The sequence below is a fragment of the Duganella radicis genome (genome assembly GCF_009720825.1).
GTDB classification, from domain to species: domain Bacteria; phylum Pseudomonadota; class Gammaproteobacteria; order Burkholderiales; family Burkholderiaceae_D; genus Rugamonas; species Rugamonas radicis.
This window is the reverse complement of the sequence record NZ_WNKY01000004.1, coordinates 241,475-254,769: the sequence shown is the minus strand read 5'-3', so window position 1 is coordinate 254,769 and position 13,295 is coordinate 241,475. Positions and strand designations below refer to the sequence as shown.

12 protein-coding genes are annotated in these 13,295 nt (G+C 64.2%); 8 read left to right on the top strand and 4 right to left on the bottom strand.

All coding sequences use genetic code 11. The features are described from left to right. A partial coding sequence (locus tag GM676_RS07210; protein WP_155462746.1) for a methyl-accepting chemotaxis protein occupies positions 1–1,979 on the bottom strand: 1,979 nt, incomplete at its 3' end. Positions 1,980–2,098: 119 nt separating this feature from the next. On the opposite strand from GM676_RS07210, the gene GM676_RS07205 reads away from it, so the two are divergent. From GM676_RS07205 to GM676_RS07170, 8 genes are all read left to right on the top strand, one after another. Continuing rightward, the gene (locus GM676_RS07205) at positions 2,099–2,917 is read left to right on the top strand and encodes an HDOD domain-containing protein (RefSeq protein WP_155462745.1); all 819 of its coding nucleotides are present in this window, start codon (positions 2,099–2,101) and stop codon (positions 2,915–2,917) included. 89 nt (positions 2,918–3,006) lie between these two features. Then, positions 3,007–3,747: a FadR/GntR family transcriptional regulator gene (locus tag GM676_RS07200; protein WP_155462744.1), complete on the top strand. Its 741-nt coding sequence runs from the start codon at positions 3,007–3,009 to the stop codon at positions 3,745–3,747. Between the two features lie 133 nt (positions 3,748–3,880). Then, entirely contained in the window at positions 3,881–4,792 is a 912-nt protein-coding gene (gene kdgD / locus GM676_RS07195; RefSeq protein WP_155462743.1) for a 5-dehydro-4-deoxyglucarate dehydratase, read from the top strand. Positions 4,793–4,873: 81 nt separating this feature from the next. Next, positions 4,874–6,451, top strand: a complete 1,578-nt coding sequence (locus GM676_RS07190; RefSeq protein ID WP_155462742.1) for an aldehyde dehydrogenase (NADP(+)) — start codon at positions 4,874–4,876, stop codon at positions 6,449–6,451. Next, positions 6,439–7,314, top strand: coding sequence for an SMP-30/gluconolactonase/LRE family protein (locus GM676_RS07185; protein ID WP_155462741.1), 876 nt, complete (start codon positions 6,439–6,441; stop codon positions 7,312–7,314). The genes GM676_RS07190 and GM676_RS07185 overlap by 13 nt, the downstream gene beginning before the upstream one ends. A 2-nt stretch (positions 7,315–7,316) precedes the next feature. After that, positions 7,317–8,873, top strand: a complete 1,557-nt coding sequence (locus GM676_RS07180; RefSeq protein WP_155462740.1) for a glycoside hydrolase family 43 protein — start codon at positions 7,317–7,319, stop codon at positions 8,871–8,873. Between the two features lie 74 nt (positions 8,874–8,947). Further along, positions 8,948–9,172 carry a ribbon-helix-helix domain-containing protein gene (locus GM676_RS07175; protein WP_170304241.1) on the top strand — a complete coding sequence of 75 codons (225 nt, stop codon included), beginning with the start codon at positions 8,948–8,950 and terminating at the stop codon, positions 9,170–9,172. After that, complete coding sequence (locus GM676_RS07170; RefSeq protein WP_155462738.1) at positions 9,172–9,432, top strand: hypothetical protein; 261 nt, start codon at positions 9,172–9,174, stop codon at positions 9,430–9,432. Before GM676_RS07175 ends, GM676_RS07170 begins: the two co-directional genes overlap by 1 nt. On the opposite strand, the gene GM676_RS07165 is transcribed toward GM676_RS07170, so the two are convergent. Genes GM676_RS07165 through GM676_RS07155 form a run of 3 tightly spaced genes read right to left on the bottom strand, consistent with a single transcriptional unit; the run spans position 9,433 to position 13,293 of the window. After that, positions 9,433–9,915, bottom strand: coding sequence for a hypothetical protein (locus GM676_RS07165; protein WP_155462737.1), 483 nt, complete (start codon positions 9,913–9,915; stop codon positions 9,433–9,435). It abuts the gene before it with no gap. A gap of 42 nt (positions 9,916–9,957) precedes the next feature. Next, complete coding sequence (locus GM676_RS07160) at positions 9,958–11,442, bottom strand: pectinesterase family protein (RefSeq protein WP_211923170.1); 1,485 nt, start codon at positions 11,440–11,442, stop codon at positions 9,958–9,960. A 12-nt stretch (positions 11,443–11,454) separates the two neighbouring features. Beyond that, a complete protein-coding gene (locus GM676_RS07155) occupies positions 11,455–13,293 on the bottom strand; it encodes a glycoside hydrolase family 28 protein (RefSeq protein WP_155462736.1) in 1,839 nt (612 codons plus the stop codon). Positions 13,294–13,295: the final 2 nt, after the last annotated feature.

Below are 13,295 nucleotides of genomic sequence, written 5' to 3'. Positions count from 1 at the left end.
CGGGCCGGCGCGGGGGCGCCCGCCGCGGCCGCGTGCACGCCGGTGCCGCCGCCGATGCGGAATTCGCCCACCAGGGCCACCAGCGTGGCGGCCTGCTCCTTGAGGCTTTCCGCCGCCGCCGCCGCCTGCTCGACCAGCGCGGCGTTCTGCTGCGTCACGCCATCCATCTGTCCGATGGCTTGCGTGACCTGGCCGATGCCGCCGCTTTGGTCGGCGCTGGCGGCGGCGATCTCGGCGACGATGTCGTCCACGCGCCGCACGCTGGCCACCACCTCGTCCATGGTGCTGCCGGCGCTGTGCACCAGCTCGCTGCCGCGCGTGACCTGCGCCACCGAATCGCCGATCAGCTCCTTGATCTCCCTGGCCGCGCTGGCGCTGCGCTGGGCCAGGTTGCGCACCTCGCTGGCGACCACCGCGAAGCCGCGTCCCTGCTCGCCGGCGCGCGCCGCCTCCACCGCCGCGTTCAGCGCCAGGATGTTGGTCTGGAACGCGATACCGTCAATCACGGCGATGATGTTCTCCACCTTGTGCGAGGAATCGTTGATCGCCGCCATGGTGTCGACCACCTCGACCACCACCGCGCCGCCGCGCGCGGCCACTTGCGTGGCGCTGGCCGCCAGCTGGCGCGCCTGCGCCGCATTGTCCGAATTCTGGCGCACGGTGCCGGTCAGTTGCTCCATCGAGGCCGCCGTTTCCTCCAGCGAGCTGGCCTGCTGCTCGGTGCGCGCCGACAGGTCGGCATTGCCCTGGCTGATCTCGCCGCTGGCGGTGGCCACGCTGGAGGAACTGTCACGCACCCGCATCAGCACCTGCTCGATCTTGGCGACGAATTGATTGAAGCCGCCGCCGATCACCGCCAGCTCGTCGCTGCCCTGCACGGCCAGCCGCTGGGTCAGGTCGGCGTTGCCGCTGGAGAGCTGGGTCATGGTGTCGGCTAGTTCGCGCAGCGGCCGCGTCAGGCGGCGCAGCGCCACCACCATGACGACCGCCGCGATCAGCGCGCACAGCGCCGAGACGATGGCGGTGTACATCAGCAACTCGCGCGCCGGCGCCGTCGCCACACTGCTGGGGTAGCTCAGCCGCACGGCCCAGGGCGCGATGTCGTCGTGCAGGCGCAGCGGTTGGACCAGCAGCATCAGGCCGTCGGCCTCGTACTCGTAGGGCTGGCCGTTGCGGATGGCCTCCAGCGCGGCCGGCGGCATGTCGTCGGCGCGCTTGCCGTTGCGCGTCGGGTCGGGATGGCTGGCGTACAGGCCGCCGTTGGAGATCAGCGCCAGGCGGCCGCCTTCCAGCGTCTTCAGGCTGGCCAGGATGTCGGTCAGCCTGGTCAGCATGAAATCGCCGGTGATCACGCCCAGCGCCTTGCCGTTGACGATGATCGGGGCCACCATGGAAGACATCAGCACCTCCTTGCCATTGACCGGGTAGGAGTACGGTTCGCTGAAATAGCGCTTGCCGCTCTTGAACGGCACGTCGTACCAGTCGTTGGCGCCGGGCGCGGTGGTGAATTCGATCGGCGCGACGTTGAAGCCGCCGGCCGGGTTGTGGGTGTAGTAGGGCATGTAGCGGCCGCTGGCGTCGTAGGCGGGCGCCTTGCCGGCGAACTCGGCGTCGCGGTTGTCCAGTGTGTTCGGCTCCATGGTGATCGCGGTGCCGACAAAGTCGCTGGAGCCGCTCAGCGTGGCCTGGTCGATGGCGTTGGCCTGGTCGCGGCTGAGCGCATGGCCGCTGGCCAGGGTGGCGCTCACCACGCCGGCGGTCTGCACGACCGAGCCCATGTTGACTGCCAGCCGGCTCTTCACCGCGTCGGACGCGGCCAGCGCCGCCCGGCGCGCCAACCGTGAGGCGGACTCCTCGGCGCTGTGACGGGTGCGGATGCCGGTGACCGTGGCGGTGGCCACGAGGCTGAGTATCAGCAGCGCGCTGGCGGTGACGGAAATGCGGGCGTTTAACGACAGGGTATTCAGCGCTTGCCTCATGGTGCCTCCCTCTGATTCGGTCCGTAGAGGAATCGTAGCGTTGAAATGGCGCCGCACGACTGAATTCGCGGATGTAAATCTGCCGGTGGCGCGGCCTTGCAACACGCTATAATCTTTCCATGGAAAAACTAAGAGACTTCTCGCACATCGTCACGCAGGCCTCTCGTGGCGAGCTGGTGTTTCCCACCAGCGTCAACGCGGCGCTGCGCCTGCAACTGGCGCTGGCCGATCCCGATTGCGAAAACGATGACGTGATCCGCAAGGTGCTGGGCGAGCCGCTGCTGGCCGCGCGCACCGTGGCGCTGGCCAATGCGGCCGTGTTCAACCGCAGCGGCGTGCCGGTCACCAGCGTGCGGGCGGCGGTGCAGCGCGTCGGCTACCGCAACCTGTATTCGATGGCGGCGGCCATGGTGGTGCGCCAGTTCGGCGCCCGCATCCGCGATGAAGCCCTGCGCAGGCAGGCCGACCAGCTGTGGCGCCACACCGCCCACGTGGCGGCGCTGGCCCGCGTGATCGGCGCCAGGCTGACCTCCACCGATCCCGACACCGCGCTGTTTGCCGGCATCGTGCACGAGGCGGGCGGCTTTTACCTGCTGTCGCGCGCCGACGAGATGCCGGGCCTGCTGGACGATCCGGCCGAGTGGATGGGCGCGGCGCAGGAAATCATCTCGCGCGAGATGATGAGGAAAATGAACATCCCCGAGCCGGTCAGCCAGGCCATCGTCTCGCTGCGCGGCGCCACCCTGACGCCGCCGCCGCTGGGGCTGCGCGACACGCTGCTGCTGGCCAAGCGGCTGGCGCCGGTGCGCTCGCCGCTGGCGGCGGGGCAGGACAGCCCGTCGCTGGCCGGTTTCATCGATGACAACGCGCTGCTGAACCAGATCCTGCTGGAATCCGCGGACGAGGCCGCCTCCATGAGCGCCGCCTTGCTGGTGTAAGGCCGGATTTGTGGCAAAAATGATGTGGTAGATATAATCCTCGCGCCAAAGCGTGTATTCTACTCGTCGTCATACAACAAACTATCGCCATGAATCAGATCGTCTCAGCCGCCGCCCCGCCCAAGAAGAAGCACCGCAACCTTGCCCAGGGGGTGGTGGAGAGTTTTACCACCAGCATTCAGGCCGGCACGCTGAAACCGGGCGAGAAACTGCCGACCGAATCCGTGATCATGGAAATGCACGGCGTCAGCCGCACCGTGGTGCGCGAGGCCATCTCGCACCTGCAAGCCGCCGGGCTGGTGCAGACCCGCCACGGCATCGGCACCTTTGTGCTGGAGCCGCAGCCGGCCAATATCTTTGCCGCCGACACCATCCGCACCATCGGCGATGTGCTGTCGATCCTGGAGCTGCGCATCAGCCTGGAGACCGAGGCCGCCTGGCTGGCCGCCACCCGCCGCAGCGACGAGCAGGTCGAGCAGATGGACGCCGCGCTCAAGCGCATCGTCGCCTCGCAGAACCGGCAGGGTGCGGTGGAGTCGGACAAGGCGTTCCACCTGCTGATCGCGCAGGCCACCGGCAACCGCTATTTCGTCGATATCCTGAGCGATCTCGGCAACACCATCATCCCGCGCGCGCGGCTGGACTCGGCGCAGCTGGCACATGACGATCCGGTGGCCTACCAGGAACGCGTCAACCGCGAGCATGACGATATTTACAACGCCATCCTGCGCAAGGATGCGGAAGCGGCCCGCGCCGCCATGCGCACCCACCTGAGCAACAGCCGCGAGCGCCTGCGCCGCGCCCAGCAGGAAGCCAGCACGGCGCAGTAACGCTGAAGCAACGCGATTTCGACGGTTGTCGTTAAATCGCTTGCTTCCAATCGCATCTAGTTGTATGATGTCATACAACACGACACGGAATGTCGTCCTCATCCTCACCCAGACGTCAATATTGGAGACTGTAATGCAACCGAATGACCTGAAAAAAATCCTTTCCTCCGGCCTGCTGTCTTTCCCGGTCACCGACTTTGACGCCGAAGGCAACTTCCGCAAATCGACCTACATTGAACGTCTGGAATGGCTGGCTCCGTACGGCGCCAGCGCGCTGTTCGCCGCCGGCGGCACCGGCGAGTTCTTCTCGCTGACCCCGCAGGAATACCCTGAAATCATCAAGACCGCCGTGGACACCTGCAAAGGCCAGGTGCCGATTCTGGCCGGCGTTGGCGGCCCGACCCGCGTGGCCGCCGCCTACGCCCGCGAAGCCGAGAAGGCCGGCGCGCAAGGCCTGCTGCTGCTGCCGCACTACCTGACCGAAGCGTCGCAGGATGGCCTGATCGAACACGTGGCCGAGGTCTGCAAAGCCACCAACCTGGGCGTGGTGGTCTACAACCGCGCCAACTGCCGCCTGAGCCCGACCTCGCTGGCCATCCTGGCCGACCGTTGCCCGAACCTGATCGGCTTCAAGGACGGCATCGGCGACATCGAACTGATGGTCTCGATCTGGCGCAAGCTGGGCGACCGCTTCAGCTACCTGGGCGGCCTGCCGACCGCCGAAGTGTACGCGGCCGCTTACAAGGCGCTGGGCACGCCGGTGTACTCGTCGGCCGTGTTCAACTTCATGCCGAAACTGGCGATGGACTTCTACCACGCCGTGGCGTCGGACAACCACGCCGAACAAAACCGCATGATCGACGAATTCTTCCTGCCGTACCTGGAGATCCGCAACCGCAAAGCCGGTTACGCCGTCTCGATCGTCAAGGCCGGCGCCAAGCTGGCCGGCCACGACGCCGGCCCGGTGCGCGCACCGTTGACCGACCTGACCGCCGAAGAAACGGATATGCTCCATAAGCTGATGCTCAAGCAAGGCGCCCAATAATCGGGTAAGCTATTAGTTAGAGCGAAAAACAAATCCTAAAGCGCGGCAAGTCCGCGCTTTTCACACATACGGAGCCTAAAAATGCAAGTAGCAGGAGAAATGATCATCGGCCGTACCGCCTTTGTTGGTAAAGAAGGCACGGTCAAAGCTGTCGACCCATCGCGCAATGTGGAAATCGAACCAGCGTTCGGTTTGGCCAGCGCCGCCGACCTGCAACGTGCTGCCGAACTGGCCAATGCGGCTTTCGACATCTACCGCGCCACCGGCCTGGAACAGCGCGCCAAATTCCTGGAAACCGTTGCCGACCGCATCATGGATCTGGGCCCGGCCCTGATCGAGCGCGCCATGCAGGAAACCGGCCTGCCGCAAGCCCGCCTGGAAGGCGAGCGTGGCCGTACCGTGGGCCAGCTGCGCCTGTTCGCGAAAGTGGTCCGCGATGGCCGCTTCCAGACCGCGACCCTGGACAGCGCGCTGCCGGACCGCGTGCCTGCACCGCGTCCTGACCTGCGCCTGCGCAAGGTCGGCCTCGGTCCTGTGGCCGTGTTCGGCGCATCGAACTTCCCGCTGGCGTTCTCGGTGGCCGGTGGCGATACCGCCTCGGCACTGGCGGCCGGTTGCCCTGTGATCGTGAAGGCGCACTCGGCTCACCTGGGCACCTCGGAATTGGTCGGCAAGGCTGTGGCCAAAGCCGTGGAAGAGTGCGGCCTGCCGGAAGGCGTGTTCTCGATGCTGATCGGCTCGGGCCAGACCATCGGCCAGAACCTGGTGGCGCACCCGTTCATCAAGGCCGTCGGCTTCACCGGCTCGCGCGCCGGTGGCGTGGCGCTGATGCAGACCGCCGCCGCCCGTAAAGAACCTATCCCCGTGTACGCGGAGATGAGCTCGATCAACCCGGTGTTCCTGCTGCCAGGCGCGCTGGACAATCCTAAGCTGCCGCAAGCGTTTGCCGATTCGCTGACCCTGGGTTCGGGCCAGTTCTGCACCAACCCTGGCCTGTTGATCGGCCTGAAGTCGGACAAGCTGCAAGCCTTCGTCGACGCCACCGCCGGCACCATCGGCGCCAAGCCAGCCACCACCATGCTGACCCCGGGCATCCACAAAGCCTACACCAGCGGCGTCAAAGGCCTGGCTGGCGTGGAAGGCGTGAAGCAGGTTGCCGCCGGCCAGACCAACGATCTGCCATGCGGCGCGCAAGCGTTCCTGTACCAGGTTGAAGCCAAGCGCTTCCTGACCGATCCAGCGCTGGAAGGCGAAATCTTTGGCCCGACCTCGCTGCTGGTCGTGGCTGAAAACGAAGAAGAGCTGCTGGCTGTGGCCGAGCACCTGGAAGGCCAGCTGACCGGCGCCGTGCACGCCACCGCCGACGACAAGGCACTGGCCACCAAGCTGCTGCCTGTCCTGGAGCGCAAAGTGGGCCGTATTCTGTTCAACGGCTTCGGCACCGGCGTGGAGGTGGCGCACGCCATGGTTCACGGCGGCCCGTTCCCGTCGACCTCGGACAGCCGCACCACCTCGGTGGGCGCGTCGGCCATCGACCGCTTCCTGCGTCCAGTGTCGTATCAGGACGTGCCGGCTTACCTGCTGCCTGAGTCGCTGCAAGACGCCAACCCACAGAAGATCCCGCGCGTTGTGAACGGCGATCTGGTATGGAACGCGTAAGCAAGGTTCAATGCACGGTGGGCGAAAGCCCAACGTGGAGCGCGGCCGAAGGCGCGTGGTACTGGGTCGATATTCCTGCGCGCCGCGTGTGGCGCCTGGATGCCTCGACCGGCGCCGCGCGCTATTGGGACAACGCCGAAATGGTCGCCTGCGTGGCGGCCAAGGCTGGCGGTGGCCTGATCGCGGGCATGGAGACTGGCATCTTCAGCCTTGCGCTGGGCGCGGATCAAAACGCGGTCGCGCTCAAGCTGGCGACGCCGGCTTCCGATCTTGGCGAAGGCATGCGTTTCAACGACGGCCGCTGCGATCGTCAGGGCCGCTTCTGGTCCGGCACCATGTTCATGGACATGAGCGCGGCGAAAGCGGTGGGCCAGCTGTATCGCTACGACGCGCGCGGCATCTCGGCGCCGTTCGTGTCCGAGCTGCTGACGCAGAACGGCACGGCGTTCTCGCCGGATGGCCGCACCATGTATTTGTCGGATTCGCATCCGCAGCGGCGCATGGTGTGGGCGTTCGATTACGACATCGCCGATGGCGTACCGACCAATCGCCGTGTGTTTGCCGACATGACCGCCGAAGCCGGCCGTCCGGATGGCGCCGCGGTCGATGCCGAGGGCTGCTACTGGGTGTGCGGCAACGACGGCGGCTACATCGCGCGCTTCACGCCGCAGGGCAAGCTGGATCGCCGGGTCGAAGTGCCGATGCTGAAGCCATCCATGTGCGCCTTTGGCGGCAAGGACCTGGACACGCTGCTGGTCACCTCCATCGTTTCCGGCAAGCCGGAAGATGCGGAGTGGGGTGGTTCGGTCGTGATGTTGCGGCCGGGCGTGAAAGGCGTTGCTGAAACGCCGTTTGGAGCATGATCATGGGGCGGATACTGTTGCGGTGTCTGCCCTTCTTATTTGCGGCCTTGTTGGCCGCGTGCGCGACCGCTCCCCGCGAATACACGAATCCGATTCTGCACGCCGACTATTCCGATCCGGACGCGATCCGCGTCGGCGATCAGTACTATCTCGTTTCCTCCAGTTTTAACAACGCGCCGGGCTTGCCGCTGCTGCAATCGCCCGACATGGTCAACTGGACCTTGGTCGGCCACGCCTTGCCGCAGCTGGTGCCGGTCGATGTTTTCGCCAGGCCGCAGCACGGCAAGGGTGTTTGGGCGCCATGCCTGCGCTACCACGACGGCAAGTTCTGGATCTTCTATCCCGATCCTGATTTCGGCATCTACGTGATGACGGCGAAAGACTTCGCCGGTCCGTGGAGCACGCCGCATTTGCTGGCCGCCGGCAAAGGGTTGATCGATCCAACGCCGCTGTGGGACGACGACGGCCAGGCCTATCTGCTGCACGCATGGGCCAAGAGCCGTGCCGGTTTCGCCAACGTCCTGACCCTGCGCCGCATGGCGCCGGACGCCAGCCGTCTGCTCGACGACAAAGGCGCCATCATCATCGACGGCAACAAGCTGGCCAAGTACACCACGCTCGAAGGACCGAAGTTCTACAAGCGCGATGGCTACTACTACGTGTTCGCGCCGGCGGGCGGCGTGGAATTCGGCTGGCAGTCAGCCTTCCGTTCACGCAGCATCTATGGGCCGTATGAAGACCGCATCGTGATGGCGCAGGGCAGCTCACCGGTGAACGGACCGCACCAAGGCGCGTGGGTGCAGACGCCGCAAGGAGACGACTGGTTCATCCATTTCCAGGACAAGCGCGCCTATGGCCGGGTGGTGCACTTGCAACCGATGGTGTGGCGCGACGGCTGGCCGTTGATCGGCAAGGACGTCGGCGGCGCTGCCGGCGAGCCGGTGCTGAATTACCGCATGCCGGTGACGGGCCACGCGGCTGCCGCACCGCCGACCAGCGATGAATTCAATGGCTCCGTGCTTGGGCTGCAATGGCAATGGAATGCAAACTGGCAGCCGTCGTGGTACGCGCTGGGCGAAGGCCGTCTGCGCCTGTACGCGCAGCCGCGCGCCGGCAACCTGTGGGACGTGCCATCGCTGCTGCTGCAAAAGCTGCCTGCCGAAACCTTCACCGTCAACACCAGGCTGGATGCTTCTGGCTTGGGCGAAGGCGGCGTGGCAGGGCTGGTGATGTACGGCGCCGACTACGCTTGGCTGGGCACACGCCGCAGCGACGGCCGCACTCAGCTGGCGCTGGTCAGCTGCTACAAAGCGGATGCAAACTGTCACGAACAGCAGGAAGCCGGCGTCGAACTGCCGTCGGCACAAGTCTGGCTGCGCATGCAAGTGCTGGCGGGCGGCGTCACCCAATTCTCCTACAGCGTGGACGGCACGAAGTACACGCCAATCGGCGCCCAATTCACCGCCAAAATGGGCCGCTGGGTAGGCGCCCAGATGGGCCTCTTCAGCGCCGGCCCCACCGGCCACGCCGACATCGACTACTTCCGCGTCACCCCCTGATCCGTTTGGCCTGCATCACACGAAGCCACCTGGCACGCGCAGTAAAATGAACCTTCACCATGTGGAGGTGTGCCATGAAAAGAAGCATGACGGTAACAATGTCCCCAGAGATAGACGATATGCTGACCATGATGGCGTGTGCCAGAGGGATCAGCAAAGGCGAACTGATGCGACGAGCCTTCTACCTGATGAAAGCCGGCTACGACGAAGCACAAAAATGCGACGGCTCCTCGCTAGGCTTCGTCAAACGCATGCCCGACAATACGCTGAAAGCGACCGGTGTAGTAAAAGGACTGTAATGGATATCGGCGGTGAAGAGGAGTTGGACGTCACGGTATTGCCGCACAATGATGTCGACGTTACTGAACGCGATCGGCTATTGTTGACGAAGCAAATACTGTTGAGCTTGGCGCTGCTGGCCAGCAGCGCCATGATTGGCTATGCCTGCTACCCAGACAATAGCGCCTTGGTCCAAATATTTGAGCTAGTGAAAATTGGATTATTCCCGCTGGTTACGTTGGTGATTTCGTTTTACTTCACCAGCGGTACAAAAAAGTAATCACTGCTTTTTCAGGACCATCTTGAACTGGGTGATCCATTTGTCTTTGACGTACATTTCGCTGAACGCTTCGTAGGAGTTGGCGTTCACGGTCCATTGCACACGGTAGGGCAGGACCATGCTCCCGTTGATGTATTGGGCCTCCGGGAATTCCAGCCCGGTCGCCGTCGGCTTCATGGTGCCGCGGCTGAAGCCGCCGTCGTTTTCCACGTACAGATAGCTCACCACCTTGGCGGCCGCGTCATAGTGGTAGATGGTTTCGCCTACGTAGTCCGGCTTGCCCGGCGTGCGCACGGTGTGGACGTCGCGCAGCGCGTGGCCGTTGAGTATCCACGAGAAGCAATGCTCGTCGGTCTGCTTCCCATCCGGGAATTCTCCCTTCCAGCAATGACCCGCCAAAAACGCCATCGGCTTGAGCGCTTCCGCAGGCGCCGCCTGCACGGCGGCGGAAGACAGCAGCAACAGCATGAACAATGGACGCATGATAGGCCTCTCGGTTTTAGTTCAGGCCAGTATATGCCAATCTCAGTGCGCTGCCCAGTCGCCTAAAACCCACGCCGGATTGCTGTAGTTGCGGATGGTCTCGGCGTCACGCTCCGCATTCAACTGGCGAGAAGCCGGGTGGCGCTGACTGACATCCACCGGCGTGCCGTCCATATTGCGGCTGTTGAATTCCCAGTAGCGAACCTGAGACGCATCGCCGTCGATTTGTCCCCAACCGGCGGGGCTAATGCCGCTCAGCGTGGCGTTGATCAGCACCGCTTCCGCATATGGATAGGTCTTGCCCTTGTTGGCCGGCGAGCGCGCGAGCTCGGTCATGCCGCCGCCCAGCGTAGTGAAGCGGCAGCCGACAAACACGTTGCCGTGATTGGTCGCAGGATTACGGACCCACATGAATGCATGCTGCGACTGGATGTCGCAACGCTCGAAGAACGCCGGGCCGCGACCAAGAATGGTGTCGCCATGACCGATCACTTTCACGTCCGGCAGGTAGGTGCTGCCATTGACCTGCAAGGCGTCGCCCGAGCCGATGATGGTCGTGTTGGAGACGATGTTCTCCGAACCAGTGATCAGCAAGCCCTCCGCCTGCCCGGACAGCGTGGTTTCCAGCGTCAGATCGCGCAGGTGTATGCCCTTCACGTTGTCGGCCGCGAAAGCCGCGCGGCGCGAAGGAAATGTGCCCGCGACTTCGTTGGTGCTGATGTTGGGCGGATGTGGATTGAAGACTTCATTGTTGGCGTAATGGATGTGTACTTTGTCGCGCTGCTCGCCCTGCACCGTGATATTGGACTTGTGACGGAAGTAGACGATCTCCTCGTAGTCGCCATTGCGCACAAAGATGGTCACGCGCTGCGCCGGATGGTCCGGCACGTAATCCAGTGCGCCTTGTACTGTATTGAAGTCCGCCGTGCCGTCCGCGCTGACGACCACACGCGTCCCATCCGGACCGCGCGGCTTGGTGCTGAACTCCCACGGCTTGACCGCATGGCCAAACACCGCATCGTCAATTTGCACGCGATAGCGCTTGCCGTATTCGAGCAGGTTGTTGTGCGGGTAGATGGTCGCAGTCTTGTCGCGCACAATCACCGGATGGAAGTGGAAGCCATCCGTGAAGCCGCCGATAATGGTGAGCTGGTATTTGCTGGCGTCACCCGGCTCGGCGCCGGCGGATGGCGTGCCGGCTTTGGTGTTGGCGTTGGTCGGGCGCCGGCCGTCGCTGTAGACGTAAGGCGTGGTCAGATACGGCGCCGCAGGCAGCTTGGTGCGCTCGCTCGGGCCGGCGGGGATGCTGAGGTCCAGCGTGTCCACCAGCCTGCCGTTGGCGACATCGTAGATGCGTATCAGGCCGGACACGCCCAGCAGCGGCGGCCGGTCGAAGCGCAGCACCAGATGCGTATCCGGATTGACCTTCTGCGCGCCATGCGCGGGCAGCAGGGATGTCACCGCCGCTACTGCCGGTGCAGCGGTGGCAGTGGCGCAGACCATCGCGTAGAGCAGGCGCACCATCATCGACGCACCTCGTCAGGCCGACAGCACGGTGTTGTGTACCTTGTCGCCAATGGTGACGTTCTTCAGCGTCAGGTTGCGGACGTTGTAGAGATACCATGGCGCGGCGATGTTCACCGGCGTACCGAAATCGCAGTCGCTGATCGATACATTCGTCACCGGGAACACCGGCGGCACCGGCAGCGGGCCGTTGTAGTCCGACGCCACCGGTCCGAGGATCACGATCGCCTGGAAGCAGGACGCGGTCTTGCCATCCTTGCTCACGTTGCTGGCCTTGATGTTGGAGATCTGGATGTTGTCCACCACCGGCGGGCGGATCCGCACGTTGTCGCTGATCGGCGTGTAGTCGCAATCGAAGGTGACGATGGCGCCAGCCGCCGTGGCCACGGTCTTGGACTGGATCGGCGATCCTGGCAGCGACGCATAGAACGACGGTGAGATCTGCACGCCGTTCGGCACCGTGCAATCGCGCACGTAAAAGTTGCGCAGGTAGCCGCCCCGGTTCATATTGGTCTTCATGCGGATCGCCGTGTTGAGCGGATTGGTTTTCCAGTTGGCGTTCTCGAACACCAGCTTCTGCGCGAACACGTTCTGAATGCCGCCCGCCATTTCGCTGCCCAGCGTGACGCCACCATGGCCGCTGTGCATGATGCAGTTCTGGATGACGATGTTTTGCGAAGGACCGTATTGCGTGTCCAGATCCTTGCCGGCCTTGATGGCGATGCAGTCGTCGCCGGTATCGAAGGTGCAGCCTTCCACCAGCACGTGGTCGCAGGCTTCCGGGTCGAAGCCGTCGCTGTTCGGGCCGTGGCTGTGCATCTCCACATTGCGGATCACGAGGTTGCGGCAGTGGACCGGATGGTGCTGCCAGAACGGCGTGTTCTGCACGCGATAGCCTTGCAGCAGCACGTTGGTGCAGCCGATCAGCTGGATCATCGGCGCGCGCAGGTAGTGACCCACGCCGAAGATGCGCTTCGACAGCGGCACACCCGCTTCCGACAGCGCCGGCAGGTAGGAAGCGTCCGCACGCCACTTGTCGCCTTCGCCCTGAATCAGCACGCGTTCCGCTTCGGTCAGTGCCGGCGCCACCGTCGCCAGCGACTCCGCGTTCAGCGGATTGACGGTGTTTTCCGACATCTTGCCGGATTTGAAGTTGGGCGTGGTGCCCTGGCCGATGGAATTGATGGTTTTCTGCTTGCCCTTCCAGGTCCACCAGCAATCGCCGGCATCGTTGAACGGCACGCCGCCCTGGCCGTCGAGAATCGCGGTCCAGTCATCGCCGGTGAGGGCGATGTTGTCCTGGCCGTAGGCGTACACCATCGGCGAGTAGTTCAGGCAGTCGTTGCTCTGCCAGCGCGAGATGGTCAGCTTGCCGTGCTTGCCGCAGTCGATGTCGCCGTATTTGGCGAAGTCCGCCGGGTTATGGCTGAAGTAGACGTGCGCACCTTTGCTCAGGTGGACGTTCACATTCGACAGCAGCACGATGGGACCGGCCACGAACCAGTCGCCGGCCGGGATCAGCACGCGGCCGCCGCCCGCCTCATGGCAGGCTTTGATGGCGGCCTTGATGGCGGCATAGCAGTCGAACGAGCCCGCAGCCGGCGTACCGATGTCTTCCTGATCCTCGTGCGAGACCCATGCTTTCACCTTGGTCAGCTTGCAGCTTTTGGCGCCGTAGGCGGTGATATTGAAGTCCTGCTTGCGGAACTTGCGCGGCTTCGATACGTGATCGACGATGGCCTGCGCTTGCAGCCATGGATCGGGCGCGGTGGCGGCAACGGCGGGAAGACTGAACGACAGGCCCGCCGCCGGCAAAGCTTTCATCAGGTTGCGGCGCTGGTTGTTGATGGTCATGC